The sequence below is a fragment of the Pseudomonas sp. TH31 genome (assembly GCF_016650815.1).
Classification (GTDB): Bacteria; Pseudomonadota; Gammaproteobacteria; order Pseudomonadales; family Pseudomonadaceae; genus Aquipseudomonas.
The window spans coordinates 28,917-50,893 of record NZ_JAEKEZ010000027.1; the positions used below are offsets into that span (position 1 = coordinate 28,917).

Here is a 21,977-nt window from a genome sequence, read left to right on the forward strand (position 1 = left end):
TTGTTTGCCCCCTTTTTTATGATTCAAACGCAGAGGTAAGGAGCGTTGTATGTTGAATGTGAGGAATATCCGCCGGTTAGTTGTGGTGGGCGGTGGTACGGCGGGCTGGTTTGCCGCATTGACCTTGCGCCGGCTGTTTGAAAAGAAAGTTGAGATACGCGTGATTGAGTCGCCGGACATCGGCATCGTTGGTGTCGGGGAGGGCGGTTTAATTAACCTGATCGACGCGTTGAGCCGCAATAACATTGCCGTCAGCGATTTTATGATCGAGACCGGTGCTGCGTTCAAAATGGGCTTCTGCTATGGGGGCTGGCGTGGCGGTGGCGAGCAGGACAAGTTCGATTACCTGTTTGCCAATCCCAAGGTCGAGGAGCTGGCTTGGTCCGAGTTCGGCGGATACCCGTTGATATCGGCGCTGATTCATCAGAACTACGGTCTGGACAAAGGCGTGCTGGGCTTTGTGGGGCGTAAAAAAGATTATGATTGATTGTATATATAATCAATAAGTTGCGAATCCTTTTGAAGGATGCTGTGCCATAGGTTATTCAATATTGTTGATAAAAAACTAAGAAATCTTCAAAATAAATGATCCAGCTTCGGCTAGTTCTTTTTTACCTCCACATCATACCGCTCCGCCGATTCAGCAGGGCCAAACAATGCATCTCGAATATCCGGCTGCGTCTTGGGTTAACAGTCATTGGAAGACAATACGCACGGTAATTATCAGGCTGTCGTAGCTCAGCTCGCGAACAGGCACTGGTTTCTGTTCTTGATCATCGGGGAGGGGGCAACTGGTTTTTTTTTGCTCACTGTTGAGCCTGCTCATGTGTCTTGGCTGAAACTTGAAGTAGTTCCATTTCGCCTGGGCGACATAAGCGTCTTCGATGAGTTCAAAAGCTCGGCAGTCACTATGTGTAACAATGGCTTCCAGATATGGCTCAGTTGGCATCCGCCTGGCTGACGGTACACTCCACAGATGGCAGTCGGTACAAATGTAGCAGGTACCAGGAGAGTCGGAAGAGGGTGCTTTAAACCGCCCGGAAATAGAGTCTGAATGTGGTGCCCGCATTGATCTGACTGATGCATTCGATACGTGCCCCATGGCGCTGCATCACGCTGCTTACAAAGGCCATACCCAGTCCATACCCTTCGCCCTTGGTATTACCCTTGCCAAACTGACAAAACGCATCGAACAGCCGTGGCAAATCCTCTTCGCTGATACCTTGACCTTCGTCGCGAAGGGTCAGAAATACCTCACCGTCATGTAGCAACAATTGCAAGTAAACAGTGGTGGAAGGCTCACTGTATTTCACAGCGTTTTCCAGTAGGTTAAAAATGGCGCGGGTCAGCAACTCCCGCGAGCCGTGGATGAGGCAGGCTTCATCGTCGACGAACGTTTGTTCGAAACGGATGCTTTTATGCTGTGCCAGCGGCCAGGCCTGATCCACCGCATCCATGACAATCGCGCCTAGGAATACTTCCTCGAAAACTTGTGGCTTGGATTTGGCTTCGTCGAGTAGCATGAAACCGTCCGTCAGGCCCAGAGTGCGTTTGACCTGTTGTTCTATATGTCGACGCAGTTCATTGTAGGGCAATGGCTCCGGGGAGGTCTCTTGCATCGCCAGCAGCGCAAGGATCACCGATTGCGGCGCACGAAGGTCGTGGGACAAAAAGCGCAGCATGCTTTCGCGTTGTTCCTCTGCAAGACGCTCCACGGTGAACTCCAGTAGGCCAACCAACCAGCCGGTGGGCTCGCTTTTTTCTGTATCCAGGGGGGCCAGCTGAATTTTGAAACTGCGGCCCGAAGGAGTGAGAATGACTTGCCCCGGCAGTCGTTGTAAGTTGTGTTCGTTGTTGCGCCAAGTCTTCTCGTTGGCGAAGGACACAGAGTTCCAGGGGCCTTCGATCTCTCGCAGGATCTGGAAGATGTCCTTGTTAATCAGCTCTTGGGCGTCATCGGTGTTACTTGCCCACAAGGTGGTGGCGCTCAGGTTGGAAAGTAATACTTGCCCCTTGAGGTCGGTGACAAATACTGCCAAGGGCAGGCTGTCCAGGCTCTGGGCAATAAAGCGTCGAGAGCCATGAACATGAGCAATCATGGCCTCAAGTGCCAGAGCGCGACGGACCAGTTCATCTCCGTGGAAGGTCGGTTTGGGTAGGGCTGGCTGGGTCGTTAGCTCCTGCGCCATGCGGTCAAGTTCCAGGCCGAAATAGGTGACGACTGCATTCAACCGTCGCCAACTCCAGAACAGATAGGCTAGGGCGATCCCGATGAGGCGGGCCCCGGGCGCCGACCACCAACCCATGCTCAGCAAGACTAGGCTAAAGATCAAACTGGCAAAGATAACACCTAGGGATATTAGAAAGGTATGGCGCAGGCGGAATGTCAAAAACAGGCCTAGGACGATTAATACCGTCACCGCGGAAACACTCACGTTCAGCCAGGTCGACATCGATTTTATCGAATAGTTGTTGAGCCGGCCATTAAGCAAATGGGCATGTACAACCACCCCAGGCATGGCTCCTGCGGACGAGGCCACGGGGGTCGGGTAGCGATCTCCCGTCCCTGAAGCAGTGGCACCCACTAGGATTATTTTATCGCGCAGCACATCAGCGGACACGTTGCCTTTGAGTACCTCGATCACCGAGACACTGTTGACCCTAGGCCAGACACTACTGAAGGGAATGAACTCCTCATTCCAGCCTAACCATTGCCCTCCGAGGTTTTTCACGCAGCAGATGTCCGGCATCACCGGCTGTCGATCAGCAGGGAAGGTGGCGGAGTAGGCCAGCCAAGCCAACTGGGTGAGGTGCCCGGCAGAGTTACCCTCCTTGATGTACACACGACGGATGACGCCGTCGATATCGGCCGCGACATCAATGTGTCCGATAGCCCAGGCTCCTTCGGCCACCGGGTTGATGGGATGCGCGAAGTGCGGTGGTTCGCCTGCCCGTGGATTGGGAGTGCGCAGAGTCGGAACCACTACGGTACCAATGCGCGCCATGGCCTTGCCCAGGCGTTCATCGACCTTCGGGTCCGGATCGGGCTCGGTGAAGATGATGTCGTACAGTACAACCTTTGGCTTGAATGGAGCGAGTTTGTCAAGCAGTCGAGCGTGCACATCCCGAGGCCAAGGCCACCGACCGATGGCCGAGATGCTGGCATCGTCTATGGCGACCAGCAGGATGCGTGAGTCGATGGGCGGTGTGATCAGAGGCATCAGTTTGTCGTAGATGAACCGATCCAGAGGCCATTGGGGGTGGGACGCCAGAAGGCCAACGCAGGGAAGAAGAATCACCGCAATGATGATCCACTCCCAGAAAATCTTCCGAAACAGCTGTTGGACGCTAGGCACAATAGATTAAACAGTCTTGAAAATGAGCGGATAGCGAGCGACGGTTACCGCAAGGTGCCCGACCCGATGATCGAGGGTTGCTGATCCTGATCCGTGCTGACCTGCCAGTACAGGAGGCCGGGCGGCAGCCCTTTGATATTAACGGCAGTGCTTTGAATACCACGTTGATCGATGAGCGGCGAGGAAAAATCGACATTGCTGGATACTTTTAGGCGATAGCGCATGCATGGAACGCTTGGGGCGGCAGCCCAGTTGAAAAGATAAACCTGATCATTTTGCTGCACGTCGACACCACCATTGGCCGCGCGGTACAGCAACAGAAATTGGGCAGGTTCACCCCGCAGCCCCTGAGTGTCGATAGCGACGATACTAACGTAATAGAAGGCGTCCTTTAACCCCTTGAAGTTGAATTCGGGGCGCGCGCTGAGTTGATCCTGTTCGATGCTCAAGAAATCGGCGGTGTGCGACACCTGCGCAAGGTATTTGGTTGCTCCCAGTATGGGGTGAGCACGGATTTGCCAATCAGGGTTGTCGGGGCTTGCCTGCGCTCGTTCGGCACTTTGAGTGGCGGGCAGCAACGTGCTGACCCGGAGTGCGCCTTTGTCGGACAACACCAGACCCTGATTGGGGCTGATCGAGGTTTCAGGGCGGTGTGTTGTTTGGGTTGAGCTGGCCACGACTCGACCGCCCAGCACCTCGACCAGGGATTTGTGCGGGGTGTCGATACGCACCCGAAAGTGTGTGCCGCGAACACCGAGTACGCCTTGGGGGGTGATGACTTCAAAACTATTGCCCGGTGTGGCTTGTTTAGGCACATAGGATTCGACTTCGCCCTGATGTAGTAAGATTTGCGGCGTCTCATATTGCTGGCCCAGGCTGAGTGTGACAAGACTCAAGGGCGGAAGTACGGTTTTGGTCCCATCGCCGAAGCCCAGAGTTACAAAGGATGCTTCGCCGGTGCGCACCCTTTGCCCTACGTCGAGCTTCATTCCTTGTGCCAAAGGACGTTCTGTCTGGCCCTTGACGATGAGCCAGGCTTGGCCTTGCAGGTGCAGTACCTTGACCGGAAAGGCATTGTCCAGCAGCGGAATGTTCAGTTCGGTGCCTACTTGCAGGCTTTGTGGAGTGCCAAGGGCGTTGAGTTTCTGAATTTGTGTCCAATCAGTGGGGTTTTGTAGATATTGCCCTGCAATATCCCACAAGGTTTCACCTTTTTTGACCACGTGAACTTGTCCGGCCGGATCGGCTAGCGCTTGTGCGTGTGTCAGGATGTTGGCCAGACCCAAGCAAAGACTCAAATTGAAAATCACTGTATTACGCATTGCTCTATCCTTGCACGTGCGGTCTGAACCCGTCGAAGATGAACCGCAAAAGTAAATTAATTTACCCCTCCTGTTGGTGTCCACCGCTGTTTTTCAGTAGGAAGGAGACAGCCGTTGTTATCAGTGAGAGGTATTGCGATGCCGACGCATTGGCGTAGATCTGACGATGAAAGCTTTTGTCGAATACACCGAGGAAGCGGAACGCACGGGTGTTGATATCCTGAAAAAAGTCAATGTGACTGTCTAGGGTGCGAGCATCGCCGATTAGCGAATAAGACCCGGCCAGGCGGTTACGAAAAGCGGCCAATAACAACGCGCTGAGCTCCTTGAAGTCCAGTGCTATGCTACTGAAGAGGACGTCGTAAGGCTTCTTTGGCGTCGCGCAGGCCGATCAACCCATCCAAGCAGTTCAGTGCTGGATAGGCATTGAAATCCCCGGCATCACCCAATTAGATTAGTGTTTCCATCAACTGAAAAGACCAACTGTCTACAATCAGCACGCGTATAGTATTTTTCTCCAAGGCATCACCTCTGAGGTGACACTAAGCGACTAGCCATGAGCGCGAAGGACCTTTCCCGGGAGCAGGGCGGAATAAATTGCAGTGTTTTAATATCACGATTCTTCAGCTAAATTTATAGGGCCGACTGTGGCGAAGTTCTTGGAATCGCAGGTCCGAATAACGTATCTTAAAGAAGAAGCATCACCTCCTACCGCTTGAGTGACAGTAGTTCACAATTCGTTAGTGTATTTATTGGCACTTATGTCAGCAGATAGTGTCACGCGTTGAACAGGAGCGGTCCCGCCATGCGCATTGCAATTCTTGATGATGAACCAGCAGAGCTTGAATTGCTGTCCCGCGCACTCGGCTCATACACTTTGCCCGATGGTACCTTGCCGATTTGCACAGCCTTTTCCAGCAGCCCCGAGCTGTTGCGCAGGCTAAAAAGAGAAACCTTCGACCTGATTATCCTGGACTGGCAGGTTGCCGAAATCAGCGGCCTGCAAATGTTGCTATGGATCAAGGGGCACCTCGAACCGGCACCGCCAGTCATCATGCTGACCTCCCGTACGGCTGAGAATGACGTGGTTAAGGGACTCAATGCCGGCGCTGCCGAGTACATCAGCAAGCCATTTCGCCAGGCCGAGTTGTTCGCTCGTTTAAACAACGTTTTACGGCAACATAAGCCAGCCAAGAGCAGCGAAGAGGCGGTGCTGACCTTCGGTAACATTCGGTTCGACATCCAGGAAGGACAGGTGACGGTCAATGAGGTCCCGGTTTCCTTGACGTTGCGTGAGTTCAACCTGGCCCTGCTGGTATTTAAAAACCAGAGCCGGCCGTTGTCGCGCAGTTACCTGTACGAGCACTTGTGGACGCGGGATGAAGTGCTATCCTCGCGTACGCTGGATACCCACATCTACCGCATTCGTAACAAGCTCAAATTGACCTCTGAATTCGGCTGGGTCCTGAGCACGTTATATGGCTACGGTTATCGTCTGGAGGCCCTGGATACCAAGGCTGCTGCAGAGCAATAGTCAATCGGCATGTCTAGTCCTGAAATAGGTTTACACCTGTCTCACCCTAACGCCCGATGCACCGCATCGGGCGTTTTGTATTTCAATGCCAGATGTGGCCGCTCCGCGTTGTAGATCAGCACCGACTCATCAACCATTTTCACCGCTTCGGCCGTAAGCGGATGGCGAACACATCTTTACTTCGCCCTCACATCGATCCGCTTCCAACTGCTATATAAGGCACCGTCTCGCTAAGAGGTGTGAGTAGGTCGTGGGAGCGATGCGATCATTTGATCAAAGGCCACCACCGCATATCTTCCATCAAGGCTTTTCAAGGTTGGCATTTCTGAAGGAAACCCGAATCGCACTCTGCCGGGAAGCACTTCATCCATAGCTGAGTACCAGGTCAGCAGAGCTTGTTGGAGGCGCACGTGTAGCTCGAATCCACTCCGTCGGCGGGTGGTGTCTGCTTTGGCTCGTTCTCGCGCGAGCTGAGGATCTATGCGGCCAACAATGTAACAGTCAGCAAAGCCAATACGTCCTTGTGCGATTGTTTCTCTTGTGGCGTCCAACTCTATTCGCCAGTCGTGTTCGCTCGTCTCGCCGATCTGCCAAAGGCTCCAAATGTAGTGGAGCTTGAGAGGGTCACTGTCACACAAAGCCCACGAAGAAATGTCTTCCATGGCCAACGCTTTTTGCCAGCGATCCACGTTTCGCTCTGCCCAAAAAGTTGCTGCTCCGACTGGATCTTTTATCCGATCCGGCTCGTTTTCAAAACGGCCGTTTTCAGGAATGACATGTTGCCCTCCATGCTTAGCGCACCAAGTCGTTTTCCCGCTGGCGCTGATACCTTCAACAACCAAAATCATCGTTATGACTACTCCGTTAATTGCGCCATCCTTGCAAGTCCCAAAGCATCAGGGCTTACGTGGTTTCTGCCGGCACCCACTGATGCGGCAGCAGTTGCTCAATCTCGCTCGCCCGCTGCGTCGGCAGGCGTGTAAGAACGTCCTTCAAATAAGCATACGGATCATGCCCGTTGAACCGCGCAGATTGGATCAAACTCATGATCGCCGCCGCCCGTTTTCCGCTGCGTAGCGACCCTGCAAAGAGCCAGTTCTTACGTCCAAGAGCCCATGGCCGGATTTGATTCTCGGCCCAATTGTTGTCAATGGGTACGGCTCCGTCGTCGAGGTAGCGCGACAGCGCTGCCCAGCGTTTCAGGCTGTAATCCAGCGCTCTGCTGATAGCCGAACCTTCGGGCACAAGGTCACGCTGGGCGATCATCCAGGCATGCAGCGCAGACATCACCGGCACGGCTTTTTCCTGCTGTATTCGGCGTCGTAAATCAGGCTCCAGGTCGCGGATCTCACTTTCGATTTCGTACAGCAGTTGGATATAGCGCAGCGCCTGCTCGGCGAGCTGGCTCTTGTTGGTGGCATGTAATTCGAAGAACTTGCGCCGCGCATGGGCCATGCAGCCGATTTCGGTAACGCCAAGTTCGAAACTTGCCTTGTAACCGCCAAAATCATCACAGACCAGCTTGCCCTTCCAGTCTTGCAGGAAGTTGCGGGCATGCTCTCCGGCACGGCTGAGGCTGAAGTCGTAAACGACCGCCGCCAAGTCCGAGAACTGGCTGGTGGCGTAGGCCCAAACATAAGCACGGTGGGTTTTCTTCGCGCCCGGCGTGAGCATCTGCACCGGTGTTTCATCGGCATGGATGACCTGCTGTCCGAGCACCACATCACGCAACGCATCGACCAGAGGCTGCAACTGTACGCCTGTCATGCCAACCCATTGGGCCAAGGTTGAACGTGGAATGGCCAAGCCAGCTCGTCCGAAAATCGACTCCTGGCGGTAAAGCGGAAGATGGTCGGCAAACTTGGCGATCATGACGTGAGCAAGCAGCCCAGCGGTCGGGATGCCCTTATCAATGACCTGCACCGGAACCGGCGCCTGGATCAGTGTTTCACAGTCATCACAGACCCACTTGCCACGGATATGGCGTTCGACGGTAAATACGCCGGGCGTGTAGTCCAACTTTTCGCTGACATCTTCACCGATGCGCTTGAGTGCGCAGCCGCATTGGCAGTGAGTATTGTCCGGTTCGTGATGGATCAACGTGCGTGGAAACTCTGCCGGCAATGCAGTGCGCTTGGGCTTTTGCTTTTTCTCGGTCGCCGCTGGCACTGTTTGCAACGCCTGAAGCTCTGCTTCAATCGCCGCGATATCGGTATCGATCAGGTCATCGAGCAGGCTGGCCTGCTCGGGATTCATCTGCTCGCTGCGCTTGGCAAACTTCAATCGCTTGAGCTGCGCGATCTCGTGAGTCAGTTTCTCGATCACCGTTTGGTCGCGGTTGATCTTCTTGCCCATGGTGTCGACTTGCGACAGCAACTGCGCTGCCAAGGCACGCAGTTGGTCGGAGGACATTTGGTCGAGATTGGGCGAAGAAGTCATGCTGCAGATTTTGCCAGAGCAGGCAGTTCGCGGCGATAGACCGATAGGCTAATGGCAGCCGTTAAAGCAGTGTGACCGCGCCGCCGCAACCCGCACGTTGCCATGGCAGGCCCACTACCAGAGCTTGGAGTTGCTCGGTGTCCAACTGCATTTCAGCGCCATGACGAATGCTTGGTCAGTGGAATTTGCCCTGGTTCAACCGACGAGCAGCCAGCCAGATACCGAAGCCGTCATGTACCAGAACTTTCATGCGAGTAGCGCGGCGGTTGGCAAATAGATAAGCACAGTGCGGCTTCGCCGCACCGAACACCGCGATCACCCTGGCCAGCGCGGTTTCGGTGCCCGCTCGCATGTCCATCAGCTCGGTAGCGAGCCAGATGAAGTCGATGCGGATCATCGCAGCAGGTCTCGAAGAAAGGTCGCACAGGCAGCAGCATTTTCGGTTGGCCAGTTCACTTTGACAGTGCCGCACGGGTGCTGGATCTCGACGCAGATATTCGACGATGTAGCTTGCGAACTTGCTCCGCCAAACTGCATGGGTAACGGAATAAATGCAGGTTGCAGCGCCATGCTTTTCTGCGCGTGCATCCGAATCCATTTGTGGACGAGGTTTGCGTTGAGGCTATGGCCGAGTGCGATGCTGGCAATAGAAGCGCCGGGCTGGGCACACTCTTGAATGACCTGGGCCTTGAAGGATTTTGAATAGGAACGGCGTGTTGGCTGCATGAAATACCCGCTTAAAAGGCTAGAACTGGTGCCCACTTAAATTTTAAGTGCACACCATGTCTTGGCCTTGCGAGGCTGGGTAGATGACTTGGCCGGACGCATACCTTCGGCCAAATCCTTGGGACGATGCAGCAGAAACTCCGTCTTCAAAATTCCATTTACCCGCTCAGCCATCGCGTTCTGATAGCAGTCATAGCCATCGGTCATTGAGCACCTGATTCCATGCCTGGCATGCAGTCGTTGATACAGATCGGAGCAGTACTGGGCGGATTCAACCAGTCGTCGCAACACTGGATTGTTGAATGGATTTTAGATACTTGTTCAGCGCTTCGGCAGGTGTTTTCCAGCCGAGTGTTTTTCGAGGTCTTGTGTTCAGCGCATGAGCTACAGCTTGGATCTCTTGGGCACTCCAACGAGACAGGTCGGTGCCTTTCGGGAAATATTGCCGCAAAAGACCGTTCGTATTCTCGTTCGTGCCGCGCTGCCAAGGACTATGAGGGTCAGCAAAGAAGACCTTCACTCCGGATTCGATGGTAAATCGAGCGTGATCCGATAGTTCCTTTCCAAGATCCCAAGTCAAAGATCGCCACAATTCGATGGGTAGGTCAGTCACTGTCTTCTTCAGTGCGTTGGCCATAGTGACAGCCCCGTAGCCGGCCAGCGCCGGGCCGTTCTTCGTTCGAGGAGTTAGCCCATAACCTTCCTCGCGAGGCAGATGGACGAGCATGGTGAATCGAGTTGAGTACTCGACCAGCGTTCCAATCGCGGATCGGTTCAGACCGATGATCAGGTCGCCCTCCCAATGCCCAGGTACAGCCCGGTCTTCCACCTCAGCAGGGCGACTGGAGATCATGACATCCTTGCTGACGTGTGCCCACGTTTTGGCCTGCGCCCTGGCTCTCGGCACGCGCAATGCTCGCCCTGTGCGCAGGCAGCTCACTAGCTCACTAGCTCGCGCTTGAGAGCACCTCGCCCCTGAATATAAAGGGCCTGATATATGGCTTCGTGAGAGATGCGCATGGATTCATCGTCCGGAAAATCGATCTGTAGCCGGTTGGTAATCTGTTCGGGCTACCAGCCATTGACCCATTTACGGTCACTGCGATGTGGTTTATTTCGGCCTTTAAAGGGAGCTTGTTGAGGCCCAGCAATCTCACGGCCATCAGCATCGTGAACCTTACCCTCGAGACGGTCTTGCACGTAGTGACGCAGTCGTGGGTTAGTCACCAGTTTCGCTGGCTTCGGCCTCTTGGCCACCAGTTCTGCCTTCCATTGCGCGACTGAAGCTCGATACTCAAGCCGACCGCAACGAGTTGCAGCATTACGTGTAAGCTCCCGTGAAACTGTCGATGAGCTTCGTCCAAGGCGACGGGCAATCTCTCGCACGCCCACACTTTGCGCCCGAAGCAGCCCAATCTCTTCTCGCTCTGCGAACGACAAGTACCGTCCTGATATGTGGTTCGACATGAATAATGGCATCCCGCCCCGATGACGAAACCAGCGTGTGCCTACCGCTGATGATACGCCAACGGCCTCCGCTGCCTTTTCGCTTGTGATCCCGGTTGCGATCTTCTCCCAAAACAGCCGCTCGATTTCATTTCGAAGTGACGGCGCTCCTGGCGAGCGCATCGCTCCTCGTCCGGTCAAATTTTGCATCCAGCCTGCGGGTCGTCCCATAAACACCTCGATCAAAGGTGTTGCGACGACCGGTTGAATCCGCCCTGTGCTCCGCGATCTGAGTGATGGATCAGTGCTTGCGTGGTTTGACGCTCACCAACAGCTTTGTGCAACGCCTTGATCACTGACTCTGTATGCAGACTCTCATGCACATGATGGCCAACGATCTTGCGTGAGTAGGCATCGGTTATGAGGCTTACGTAGGCCACACTTTTCTGCGTTGGCAGATAGGTTATGTCCGCAACCCAGATCTGCTCAGGCCCACTGGCGACGACTTGCTCCGGGCCCGCTTTGAGCAAGTTGGGATGGCGGCGAAAACGATGATGGCTATGAGTCGTCTTATGGTAAGCCCGCTTGCGCGGAACGAGCGCTCGCGCCTCTCTCAGGACGGCGAACAAGCGGTCTCTGCCCACGCACAGCGATGCCGGGGCCTCGGAGCCCATCAAGTAATGCAGCTTGCGCGTACCGAGTCTTGGCTGGCGCCGCCGCTTTTCCAGAACGAAGTCCACTATCTTCTGGTCCTGGCAGGTCTTGGCGTCAAAAGCTCGGTTGCGTTTGTAATAGGCTTGGCGCGAAATGCCCATGAACAGGCAAGCCCTGGTGATACTCAGGCTTTGGATTTGCCTTTGCGAGAGGACTTGCCGGGTCGCTTTTTTATGACAGAAACACCGTAGTCGTTTTTCAAAACGTTCACGACAGCTTCAAAAAACTGAGCCTTCTGATTGCTCAGCGCCAGTTGTTCTTCAAGCTCTTTGATCCGCTGCTCGGGTGTCAGCGGGAGGGTTGGCTCGGTCATGGACCTGCTCCTCGGCACTCGAATTGATGCGCCCTGACTCCAGTCCTGCCGACCATGTTTGCGTAACCAAACCAGTACCGTGGACCGGCCCTGAATGCCGTAGCGCCGTTGAGCCTCTTTATAACTCAACTCGCCTTTTTCGACTTGGTCTACGACCGATATTTTAAAAGCCAGCGTGTAGTCACGCTGACTGCGCCTTTTTCCCGAATCCATTGAGTCCTCCTGAAGATAGGTCAGAAGGTGTAAACCCTATTCAGGACGAGACAAGCATTAAAAAAAGGGCCCTCAAGGGCTAATACCAGTCAGTTAAGCTGACCGGCATTTTTATTTCTGATCGGATACTTCGTGGATTCAAGCCTGATGGCTCGGGGATAAATACGCTCCTCTTGCCAATGAGGCAGGAAATAGTGCGGGGCATGAAGCATGCAGCTCGGCCAGGTACATGCGCTAAAGCTCATTGCGCACGGGTAAGTACCTGGACAGTGGCGACTCATCCCCACCACTGGTAGCGCAGCAGATTGTAACCCAGCAAAACGCCCCGCAGCTCTTGCTCGATCATCTCGGGCGTCTTGTTAGCAATGTATAGTTGCTGTTGAGCAGGGTCTGTTTCATTTCCCGAAGCCTAGTTCGATCTCCCCATCGCTTGCGGTACAGGTCGACGATTTCGTCGGACGGGAAGCGCCGTGGGTCGGTCATCGACGTCAGAATCTGACAAACCTTGCCCTTGACGGTTTTGCTTAGGAGTCGCGCGTTCAGGCGCTCCGGTAGCCCCGGCCGCTGCTTGTGGACCTGCGGCGAAGTGCTTAAGGAGGCAACGGTGCGTGTCGATGGCCAGCGTAGCTTTGCGCCACGGCATCAACGTCAACCTCGTTCGTAAATAGATACCTGCTTATCGTGATCAACAGTCGCCGGCGTTGCCCGCTTTCGTTCCGATGAAGCTGGAGTCCCAAGTCCAGCCTGATCAGCAGGTGTCTGTCAGCATCAAGGTTCCTTTTGACCACCAAACACTTACGGTGAAGTGGCCATCCTCAGATCCTGCTGGGTGTGCCCGTTTTATCCGTGAGCTTGCCCAGTGATCCGCATCGACGCCAATTTGGCTCGCCACCAAACCGATGGACATGCGCGCCAGAAACCGCGCTGGCCAGAGTGATTGCTGTATTCGGTGCGGCGAAGCCGCGCTGCGCTTACCTCTTCGTCAATCGCCGCGCCAACCGGACGAAAGTCCTGGTGCGCGACGGCGTGGGCATCTGGCTCGCAGCGCGCCGATTAAACCAAGGGAAGTTTCACTGGCCCGGTATCCGGCACGGCTCGGAAGTCGCCCTCGATAGCGAGCAACTTCAAGCCTTGGTACTAGGGTTACCTTGGCAACGGGTCGGCGCGGGCGACTCTATCACAGCGCTGTAGCACCTGCCATTAGCCCATCGGTTTATTGCCGCTGACTGCCTGCTCTGGCACAACCAGCGGCATGACTTCGTTGCCCAACCTCGACCAAATGACACCGAAACAGCTGCGCGCCTTGGCTGAACAGGCCATGCAGCTGCTGTCCCAGGTCGACTCCGTGGGCCAGAAGATCCACCACCTCGAAACGGTCAACGAACAACTGTCAAACGAGATCGCGCCGCTCAAACGGCATAGTGAATCTCCTGACCGGCCACGACAAACTGCGCCGTTCCCACTTTCACATGCTAGGTCACTGCAACCGTCAGATGATCATCCGACAGCGTCTCGGTCTTGCGATCCAGATGAGTGATGCAATGCTCTTCAACCTTGAACTTGCTGTAAGTATTCGCCTCTAAATAACTGACCTATAGAGCAAGCGGTTACGCCAATTCGTCCCAACTCTGAATCAACCCCAGAAGATGTACTAGACCATAACCCAGACAGATCACTGAGCTGATTACAATGAACATGGTGCTGCGCCCGGTGCCCATCAAGACAAACGGTCCAAGGACGCCACGTAACAGATATACCAGCGTGATGGCACTTAACGCCGGACGCAACAATGGCAAGCGACCTATCACGCCGGCGCCGGACAAGGCGTAGGCAGCCCAGGCGAACAATATGAGCGAAATGACTGCGGTGGCCACTGCCGGAAAAAAACGCCCGGCGGTGGCTGCGCATACGAAACGGTCACCAGCGCCAAACAGTCGATACCATACTGGACCCGCTATGATGATACCGATATGAAGCGATGCAGCTATCACGCTAAGTCCCGCGCCGATCATCAGTGCCAAATTGTATTCATTCCCCATCCCACTGCGCCTTAATGTAAGTGAATCTCTACAAAATACCTTCGGGCCCTTTTTAAGGAGCGCTTGATGATTTAATAATGAAGTGGATCATAGGTGCCGACCTCCCGCATACGTTGAACATATCGTGCGGTATGCAGTTGTTCCGTTGTGCAGGCAGTCAGCTAGCCGTACACCTCTCAAGTATGTGCGGCTTCAGCCCGCTTACCGATATACATCACTTCATAACGCACGCGACGTCAAGCAACTGCTGCAGCGGCCTCCACGCCGCCGACCATTGCGCCGAAAATACCATGACCGGTGCGTGTGGAAGCTCCGCACAGATAGAGGTTATTTATCTCGGTCTTGGCCCCCGGACGGTTGTGCAGGAAGTACTCCGGCGTGAACGCAAGACCATAGGAGGTGCCACCCTCTGAACCGACGAAACGGGTCACCGAGAACGGCGTCGAAACTTCCTGGCACACGATGTGTTTGGATATACCGGGAATCACCCGCTCCGCCATCTCGATCAGTTGCCGGGCGTACCATTCTTTCTTTTCCAGGTAAGCCGAGTTGTTGTGATAGCTGCCGTCCTTGAGTTCAGCGTCGGTAACCCCCCAACTATTGGCAGTGGTCGGCACGACGGACATCAATTGCAGGTTATAGATCCCGGGCGGGGCAATGGCCGGGTCTTTCATGGTGGCGTTGCCGATGAACAGGTGTGGATCGTTTGGGAAGCTGCCCGCGAGTACATTGCGGCACGCCTCTTCGTAATCATAGTCTGGGTAGACGCGGTAGTTGGTGTTCTTCAGCCCCATGGCCTTGAGGTCCATGGCGACGCCAAGATAAAGCACGCCCATTGCCGGCGACATTTCGAACTGCTCCGCGCGACGAATAGTTTGCGGCTTGAGGTGTTCGGGGCCGATCAGGCCGAGCAAGGCGTGCTTGATGTCGGCGTTGCAGATAAATGCCGCCGCCTTGACCACGCGTTGACCCAAGTGTTTGATACTGAACTCTACACCGACGACGCGTCCATTCTCAACGAGGATGCGCTCAACCTTGGAGCGTAAAAGAATTTTACCCCCTTTGCGCTCCACAACTTCGCCGAGTTTGTCAGAGAACATCTGGCCGCCTCCGGAGGGGTAATGCGAACCCTGCAGGAAGTGATTGACCACGGCAGCATGGCCAACCATGGTCGCCCGGCTCGGAGGTTGGTGATAAACGCCGAGCTGTCTAGTCAGAATCGCGCGTAAACGCTGATTCTGGGTGCAGGTATCGAGAAACTGTTTCACGGTCGACTTGGCGTGGCGCATCAACATCAACGAACGCGGCAACACCCACAATGCTGTCAGTGGCCGGGAGTGGATACCCATGAAGTCCCACACTTGCTGCAGCATCTTGAAATAGCGGCTGATGCCTGCCTGTTCCTGTGGGAACTCCTCCAGCAATTTTTCGCGAAAGCGCTCGTAACCACGCGGAATCCCAAACTGAAAGTCGGGAAAGCGCAGGGTGTCGAATCCTTCGGGATCCTGCTCGAGGAACCTTATTTCACCATCGTCGATGCCCGCTCCACGCAAAATCCGCGGAATTAGGCCTTGTTTTCCGCAATCGCCGATATAGTGCAAGCCGACATCGAATTCGTAGTCTTTGCCCTTGCGGTGGAACACCGTGGCACAGCCGCCCATTTCGTAGTGCATATCAAGCACCAGCACCAGCACCTGCTTGCCGCGATTGGCCAGCGTCGCTGCGGCGGTCAGGCCGCCGATACCCGCACCGACCACAATCACGTCAAATGTGTCTCGGTTGAGCGTTTTGAAACGATCAAAAGTTTGCATACATCATCGTTTCCAGTCAGGTATCAAGAAGGGAAGATTGGTTGTGCTGCGCCATGGTCGACACCGTGCTGCAAAAGCGCGAGTTTGTTCGGTTGGCGGCTCCACTTTTCATGCTCCGGCAATGGCTCAATCCGTTGGAGAATCACCGGCCAGCGCTTCGCCAACTCGGCGTTGAGTTGAATGAAATGGTGATTGACGTCGTTCAGCTGGTTCTCCGGCTGGATGGCTTCTTCCGGGCACTCTGGCAGGCACAGACCGCAATCAACGCACTCTTCAGGGTTGATTACGATGAAGTTCGGCCCCAGGTGGAAGGCGTCCACGGGACAGATATCGACGCAGCTAGTATGCCGACATTGGATGCAGTTATCAGTCACTACATAGGTCATGGTGAGCCTCGTGAAATGTTTGGTTGGCTGCAAAGTCGCCGGTCAGAAGTAGCGGTCGACCAACATACGCGCCGAGAGCATCGTGCCGATGAAGCCTGCGCCTGGGAACGTCCAGGCACCGACTTGGTACAGCCCTTTGATCGGGTATTTCTGCGGGAAGCGATTGAATAAGCCGGACTGCCGAGTGCTCTGCTCGAAACCATAAATCGCGCCAGCCGGGTTATGGGTGAATTTGGTCATGGTCCGCGGCGAGCCCGCTTCGCAGACTTCGATGTGGTTGCGGAGCCCCGGGATGACACGTTCGGCATTGCTGATTAGTAGCTCAGTAAGTTCGAGCTTCTTGCGTCTATAGTCGAGCTTGTCAAGTGAATGCCAACTACTTGCGCCGGTCAGCGTGAACAAACCGAGGCTGGATTTTCCGGGTGGCACCATGGAAGGGTCGACGTTGGAGAAGTAGTTTATTGACCAACTGGTTTTGTCGGCGTGCAGCTCACCGGTCTGGACATGCTCATACTGTTGCCGCTGGGTTTTCTCTGGGGAAAAAAAATGAATGTACTCTTCCGAGCCGACACCCAGTTCGTTCAGCGAGCACTTAAGCCCCAAGTAGACTTGAAACCCGGAGACTGACAGTTTGAGCTCGCGCATGCGCGCTAGGTAACGTGCCTTAAAGTGGTGTTCACCCACCATCGCTACCACCGCCTGAGGGCTGATGTTTGCGACCACATTACGTGCGCTAACCTTTCCCGACTTACGAGTGACCACACCGCTGATGCGTCCACGCTCTACTACAATCTGATTGACTGCCGACTCCAGCTCGACCCGCCCGCCATACTCTTCGATCACCTCGACCAACGCATTGGACAGGGCTTGTGAGCCACCTTTTATCGAGTAGCCGCCGTTCTGTAAGTAGTCGATAAACGGGTAGGAAAAATAGCCGAAAGCGAGGTCCTTGGCAGGTAAGCCGTAGTAACTCCACTGCGCTGACAGAACTTCCTTGAGCCGATCATTGCTGGTGAAGCGCGAGAAAAAATGGTCGACTGTTTCGTGGCCATATTTTAGTACGCGCGGGTAGACTAGCGGCGTCGAAATGAATCGCATCCAAAACGGCTTGCGCGAATACAGAAATCCACACAAGTCGCGGAAATTACGTTGTGATTCGGCAAATAGGCGATTGATATTGCCAACTTCGTCAGGGAAGAAACGGAATAGCTCACGCTTGTAGCCCTCTAGGTCCCGATGCCCGACCGTAATGTCAATGTCTTGGGAGCGGTAGCGATACAAAGTCGGATGATGGAGAAACTCGACTTTGTCCGCTACGCCACAGGCTTCGATAACCTTGAACGACTCGGCGCCACGCACCACACCATCGAATGAGTGCAACGACACATCAAAGTTAAAGTCCTTGCGGCGGAAATTGCTGGCGTATCCTCCGGGTATGTTGTGCTTTTCAACGACCAGAACTTTCTGACCACGCTGTGCTAATAAGCTAGCAGCCGCCAGCGCGCCCAGCCCTGCACCTATAAAAATGGTATCGTATTGTTCACTCATAACTTCTCCTGGCTATTTAAGGCCTGACTTGGACTTCATGGTCAAACTGTCAGGCCACCGTCAATCACAAACGTCTGACCGGTGATGTAATCGGCATTCGCTGAAAGCAGGAAACTAGCCAGGGCGGCGACTTCGTGGACCTCGCCAAAGCGCTTTAGCGGGATGTGGTCGGTGATGGACTTGCGAATCGGATCGGCAATCTGCTCGACCATTTCTGTAGCGATGAACCCCGGGGCAATCGCGTTTACGGTGATCTTGAAGCGCGCCAACTCCAGTGCCATGGTCTTGGTGATGCCGATCATCGCCGCTTTGCTCGCCGAATAACTCAACTGGCCTTTATTGCCCTTGAGCCCGCTCACCGAAGACATATGGAGGATCTTGCCGCAGCGCTCTGAGGCCATCGCCGGCGCCAGGCATTTGCTGAAGTACACCGCCGAATCGAGATTGGTAGCCATCACATCCCGATAACGACCTACATCAAAGTTGAACAGTAACTGGTCACCGGTGATCCCCATGTTGTTGATCAGCGCATAGGGCTCGCCCAGATCTGCAATCAACTGTGCACAGACACGCTCTACCGAGTCATAATCGCGGCCATCGCAGGCGCAGCCGTGCGCATCGCCGCCTGCTGCGGAGACCTCCCGCTCCAGCTCGGTTGCCGCGTCGGCTGACGACTGATATGTGAAGACGACGTGGTAGCCCTCCTTCGCCAACGCCGACACCAGTGATCGGCCGATACCGCGACTGCCGCCAGTGACCAGCACCCATTTGCCCGCTGAAGCCCGCTGAACATCCATTCCCAGTATCCTTTTTGTGTTGACCGCTGATGCCGGGTTACACCGACACAGGTCGTGATTGGATTTCCGCTCGAGCAAAGAAACCTAAGACTTCCTCGAAGTATCGCTCGCGGTGTTTCTTGTGGGTTTCCAGGTGACGACAACTGTCGAAACCGATCACTTGCAGAGAGCGACAGCTCTTGGCGAGTTCGGTAACGCCTGCTTCTGGAATGTAGTAATCATTGCGTCCGTAGAGATAAGTAATCGGCATGTCCCGCACGCCACGTAGTGACAAGTCAATGGAACAGGTACCCGTAGGCACCGCTAGATTGCTGCCGCTGATCCAGCGCATGGCTATGCGCAATGGTCCACGGGTGAAATAGCTGCGAACCGAGATCGGCACACTGTCAAGTACCGCCGAGGTGAACGGCATGGAATCTCGCGCCAAGGCATGGGATAGGTGGTAGCCGCCAGATGAACAGCCGAGCAATTGAATCGGCAACCCAGGGAAGTCCCGCGAGACTCGCCGGGCAATCGCAAACACATCATCGGCAAACGCATGGCCACCGAAGGTGCTGCGGCCAAATCCTTTAAAGTTGAACACGATGACGTGGTAGCCCTGGGCGAGAAACTCGTGATCGAACTTGTTCTTCAATAAGTAGTGCATACCGTATTTGAGGAACGGATGACACAGAAGCACCACACCACGTGGACGTACAACTGTCGTGCGCAGAGAGGCGCCCTCCAGATGACTACCGTCGCGGCCAACTTCAACGAAGCCTGCTGCCCGGGGAGGAACATCCATTTTCCACCCTTGCACCTGTCGAAGCATGACGCGGATGAAAAGCTTGGAGAGGGTGATGCCGAAACTGCCCGTTGATTGCACGCGCCTACTCATGCTTGCTTCCATTGTTTGGCTTTCATCTCTGCATAACCGAATGCCGCTTCATAGCTGGGCCCGGCCACCCAGGCACTGAGGAAGTGCACGCCTTGCACCGGGAACCCGTGATGAAACACATGTCCCTTGAGGTCGGTGCCAACCATCGCCCCGTAACCGGAACCGTCGGTGTTATTGGTGAAGCGGACGTAGGTGTGCGGGGTCGCCACCTCGATATGCATCACATGTCCGCGTAAGCCCGGCACATGCATCAGTAAGCGCTCGACAAGCACTTCACTGGCACGTTGCTTCTTCGCGCGGTATTCCGGGGTACGCCGTCGAGGCCAATGGGCAATCGAATCGAGCACATTCAGGCACACGACCTTGCCCCCGGCGGCATCAAGCGCGTGGTAGTTGGTGACTTCAATCGGCGACATTTGCCAAAAGGCGTGTTCGCTGAGCTCGGTGTCGTATCCAGAGCGTTCCGCCGCCATGCGCAACTCTACGGCTGTCGCTTCGTCGGCGAATAACATCGATTCGGTGTGATGCAAGCCCAACTCGGCTGGAGCGTGATCGATGACCAGGTAAACAGTAGTGGTCGATCGTGCCGGTTTCAGAGCCGTAAGTTTGTCGCGGGTCGCCGCCAGTTCAATATCCGACGAAAACAGGTACTGCAGTGCATAGTGCGGCGAGGTATTGATGTACACCTGCGCCGAGTTAAAAAAACCGCGACTGGTGCGTACACCAGTGACGTTGCCATTGCCGTCGGTGAGCACATCATCAACGTGAGTGCTGAGTGCGATCTTTCCTCCGGCCTCTAACACCCGTTGCGCCAATAGGTTAGACAACCGCTGCGACGATCCCACGACGTAAGCGTTGCCACGATTTAGCGTGGCGTACACAACGTGTAGAAAGTACAGGTACCCTAGATCCTCGGAGTAGCCACCGACATAGATGCCCGGCGCCGCGAGGATCTCGATCAGGTACGGATCGTCAAACAACTCATGTAGCACCTCACGCACAGTTTTGTGCTTGAAATTCCGATGGGCGAAACGCAGCTGTGTCATGTCCGGTTCGAAGCTGCCATTGAGCATCTGGAATTGGTAATAACCGTTACGGCCATAGGTGCGTACGTGCTCGAAGAAGGTAGCAATCCCCTCGGCTTGATGCCCAAAACGGGCAACCAGTTGTTGCTCCGCTTGCTCGGCATTGTTGGCCAACGGCAGCACTGTACCCGCGCGATAGGCGCAGAAATAATCGTCGGGATAAACCAGATCAAGGGCACGATCCAGTTCGAGCTCCCGAAGAATACGAATCAGGTTCCCACCTTCTGTCATTCCACTGAGTTTATGTAGGCTGCAATCGAAGGTGACGCCCTGGCTCGGCCGACTGAAGGTCGTGGCATAGCCGCCGACGACAATATGCTTGTCGATGACGAGAAGGCGTAGTCCTGGATGGCGTTTGACCAGCATGGCTGCACACGCCAGGCTGGTAATTCCCGCACCGACGAAGATCGCGTCCCAAGGCGGTTGGTTCATTGGCGCAGTCCTAGTTTGTCGACCCAAGCGTATAACTCAGCAAAACGCTCGTCGTTAAGGCGTTTGTTGTGCTCTGAACGCCACACTTGCTCGATCCTCTCCTTGTCATCGACCGCAATCGGAAACTCGAATGAGGTATGAAGGGCGATTTCCGGGTTGTAGGTAAACATGTCGATCAGCGCCGAGATGATCCGCTGGCTCATCTGCCGTACTTGGGCGATGGACTCGGGGCTAGTCGTTTCGAAGAACGACTCGCTAATCCAGCGACCGAAAGCAATGTGCCTCGCTTCATCTCTGTGGTGCTCACGGAACATGGTGCGCGTCATTGGCTCGATATCCTTGCCCTGTGAAGTGTGCATCGCACCGAGTTCTGCCACCCACTCGATCAGTAACGTGAACAGCACGCCCACTGCCGGTTCCATTTTCGGTAACGTCTGGGTCAGCAGCTCGTATAGCCCCACCGGCGGTTTCCACAGTTGCAGGTTGGCCTTGCCCATGAAACGCTTGAAGGTGAGCGTGTGAATGATCTCCTCTTTCGAAAAGATCATCAGGTATTCCTGCAGTTCCTGAGAAATGCGGTCGTGAAACTGGGTGACATATCCCATGTACAGTGGCGGAATAGTCTGTTCCAACCAGATGAACATGGAGATGTCACGGGCAGTTTCCAGCCAGGCAAGCTCCAGTTTTTGCGCTTCGCTCAGGCCATCGCAAAAACGGGTACCGTTGATCCACAAATGCTCGGGATTCTTGGGGTACACGCCGAGATCAATGTCCTGATCCCAGGGCAGCACCGTCGCATGGTCCATTGTTTTGTGGTGCGAGACCTCGCTCAGCTTGCATACCTTCGACTTCTTTGACTCTGAAATGGTGAGCACACTATTGGTCAGCATGGACATTTCCTTATCGCTCCTAGAGTAATGAGTGAGCGGTACCGATATA

At 54.8% G+C, this 21,977-nt stretch carries 19 protein-coding genes and 4 pseudogenes; 4 read left to right on the plus strand and 19 right to left on the minus strand.

Annotation, left to right across the window (positions count from 1 at the left end; translation table 11 throughout):
- The first annotated feature begins 49 nt into the window (after positions 1-49).
- Positions 50-487 (plus strand): tryptophan 7-halogenase, encoded by a 438-nt coding sequence (locus tag JFV26_RS18170; protein ID WP_201194425.1) that lies wholly within the window; start codon positions 50-52, stop codon positions 485-487.
- 207 nt (positions 488-694) lie between these two features.
- On the opposite strand, the gene JFV26_RS18175 is transcribed toward JFV26_RS18170, so the two are convergent.
- The 4 genes from JFV26_RS18175 to JFV26_RS18190 form a co-directional block, all read right to left on the minus strand.
- Positions 695-949, minus strand: a complete 255-nt coding sequence (locus tag JFV26_RS18175; protein ID WP_201194427.1) for a hypothetical protein — start codon at positions 947-949, stop codon at positions 695-697.
- Positions 950-1,028: 79 nt separating this feature from the next.
- Entirely contained in the window at positions 1,029-3,356 is a 2,328-nt protein-coding gene (locus tag JFV26_RS18180; RefSeq protein WP_342215464.1) for a CHASE2 domain-containing protein, read from the minus strand.
- Between the two features lie 44 nt (positions 3,357-3,400).
- Positions 3,401-4,678: a FecR family protein gene (locus JFV26_RS18185; RefSeq protein ID WP_201194430.1), complete on the minus strand. Its 1,278-nt coding sequence runs from the start codon at positions 4,676-4,678 to the stop codon at positions 3,401-3,403.
- 61 nt (positions 4,679-4,739) lie between these two features.
- Positions 4,740-4,991, minus strand: coding sequence for a hypothetical protein (locus JFV26_RS18190; RefSeq protein ID WP_201194432.1), 252 nt, complete (start codon positions 4,989-4,991; stop codon positions 4,740-4,742).
- Positions 4,992-5,483: 492 nt separating this feature from the next.
- On the opposite strand from JFV26_RS18190, the gene JFV26_RS18195 reads away from it, so the two are divergent.
- Positions 5,484-6,212 (plus strand): response regulator transcription factor, encoded by a 729-nt coding sequence (locus JFV26_RS18195; protein ID WP_201194434.1) that lies wholly within the window; start codon positions 5,484-5,486, stop codon positions 6,210-6,212.
- A 230-nt stretch (positions 6,213-6,442) separates the two neighbouring features.
- Here the strand turns inward: JFV26_RS18195 and JFV26_RS18205 are convergent, their stop codons facing one another.
- From JFV26_RS18205 to JFV26_RS18235, 7 genes and pseudogenes are all read right to left on the minus strand, one after another.
- The gene (locus tag JFV26_RS18205) at positions 6,443-7,060 is read right to left on the minus strand and encodes a hypothetical protein (protein WP_201194438.1); all 618 of its coding nucleotides are present in this window, start codon (positions 7,058-7,060) and stop codon (positions 6,443-6,445) included.
- 55 nt (positions 7,061-7,115) lie between these two features.
- Positions 7,116-8,651: an IS66 family transposase gene (tnpC, locus tag JFV26_RS18210; protein WP_201194439.1), complete on the minus strand. Its 1,536-nt coding sequence runs from the start codon at positions 8,649-8,651 to the stop codon at positions 7,116-7,118.
- A gap of 175 nt (positions 8,652-8,826) precedes the next feature.
- Positions 8,827-9,048 (minus strand): IS66 family insertion sequence element accessory protein TnpB, encoded by a 222-nt coding sequence (gene tnpB, locus JFV26_RS18215; RefSeq protein ID WP_201194440.1) that lies wholly within the window; start codon positions 9,046-9,048, stop codon positions 8,827-8,829.
- Positions 9,045-9,377, minus strand: a complete 333-nt coding sequence (gene tnpA / locus JFV26_RS18220) for an IS66-like element accessory protein TnpA (RefSeq protein ID WP_207203983.1) — start codon at positions 9,375-9,377, stop codon at positions 9,045-9,047. Before tnpA ends, tnpB (JFV26_RS18215) begins: the two co-directional genes overlap by 4 nt.
- Positions 9,378-9,458: 81 nt before the next feature.
- Positions 9,459-9,641, minus strand: a pseudogene (locus JFV26_RS18225) (integrase core domain-containing protein); the annotation flags it as partial.
- A gap of 7 nt (positions 9,642-9,648) precedes the next feature.
- Positions 9,649-11,033, minus strand: a pseudogene (locus tag JFV26_RS18230) (IS30 family transposase).
- A gap of 65 nt (positions 11,034-11,098) precedes the next feature.
- Positions 11,099-12,063: pseudogene (locus JFV26_RS18235) on the minus strand (IS3 family transposase); the annotation flags it as partial.
- Between the two features lie 933 nt (positions 12,064-12,996).
- On the opposite strand from JFV26_RS18235, the gene tnpB (JFV26_RS34955) reads away from it, so the two are divergent.
- On the plus strand, positions 12,997-13,254 hold the full coding sequence (gene tnpB / locus JFV26_RS34955) for an IS66 family insertion sequence element accessory protein TnpB (protein WP_201194442.1): 258 nt from the start codon (positions 12,997-12,999) through the stop codon (positions 13,252-13,254).
- 61 nt (positions 13,255-13,315) lie between these two features.
- A pseudogene (locus tag JFV26_RS33675) lies at positions 13,316-13,519 on the plus strand (IS66 family transposase); the annotation flags it as partial.
- Positions 13,520-13,670: 151 nt separating this feature from the next.
- Here the strand turns inward: JFV26_RS33675 and JFV26_RS18245 are convergent.
- The 8 genes from JFV26_RS18245 to JFV26_RS18280 all read right to left on the minus strand — a co-directional run bounded on the left by JFV26_RS18245 (position 13,671) and on the right by JFV26_RS18280 (position 21,928).
- Positions 13,671-14,102 carry a hypothetical protein gene (locus tag JFV26_RS18245; RefSeq protein WP_201194443.1) on the minus strand — a complete coding sequence of 144 codons (432 nt, stop codon included), beginning with the start codon at positions 14,100-14,102 and terminating at the stop codon, positions 13,671-13,673.
- Between the two features lie 236 nt (positions 14,103-14,338).
- Positions 14,339-15,913: a phytoene desaturase family protein gene (locus JFV26_RS18250; RefSeq protein ID WP_201194446.1), complete on the minus strand. Its 1,575-nt coding sequence runs from the start codon at positions 15,911-15,913 to the stop codon at positions 14,339-14,341.
- 23 nt (positions 15,914-15,936) lie between these two features.
- Positions 15,937-16,299, minus strand: a complete 363-nt coding sequence (gene fdxA, locus JFV26_RS18255; protein ID WP_201194448.1) for a ferredoxin FdxA — start codon at positions 16,297-16,299, stop codon at positions 15,937-15,939.
- A 42-nt stretch (positions 16,300-16,341) separates the two neighbouring features.
- Complete coding sequence (locus tag JFV26_RS18260; RefSeq protein ID WP_201194449.1) at positions 16,342-17,847, minus strand: phytoene desaturase family protein; 1,506 nt, start codon at positions 17,845-17,847, stop codon at positions 16,342-16,344.
- 41 nt (positions 17,848-17,888) lie between these two features.
- Entirely contained in the window at positions 17,889-18,644 is a 756-nt protein-coding gene (gene fabG, locus JFV26_RS18265; protein WP_201194450.1) for a 3-oxoacyl-ACP reductase FabG, read from the minus strand.
- A 37-nt stretch (positions 18,645-18,681) separates the two neighbouring features.
- Positions 18,682-19,521 (minus strand): alpha/beta hydrolase, encoded by an 840-nt coding sequence (locus JFV26_RS18270; protein WP_201194451.1) that lies wholly within the window; start codon positions 19,519-19,521, stop codon positions 18,682-18,684.
- Positions 19,518-21,038, minus strand: a complete 1,521-nt coding sequence (locus tag JFV26_RS18275) for a phytoene desaturase family protein (protein ID WP_201194452.1) — start codon at positions 21,036-21,038, stop codon at positions 19,518-19,520. The genes JFV26_RS18270 and JFV26_RS18275 overlap by 4 nt, the downstream gene beginning before the upstream one ends.
- On the minus strand, positions 21,035-21,928 hold the full coding sequence (locus JFV26_RS18280; protein ID WP_201194453.1) for a diiron oxygenase: 894 nt from the start codon (positions 21,926-21,928) through the stop codon (positions 21,035-21,037). Before JFV26_RS18280 ends, JFV26_RS18275 begins: the two co-directional genes overlap by 4 nt.
- Positions 21,929-21,977: the final 49 nt, after the last annotated feature.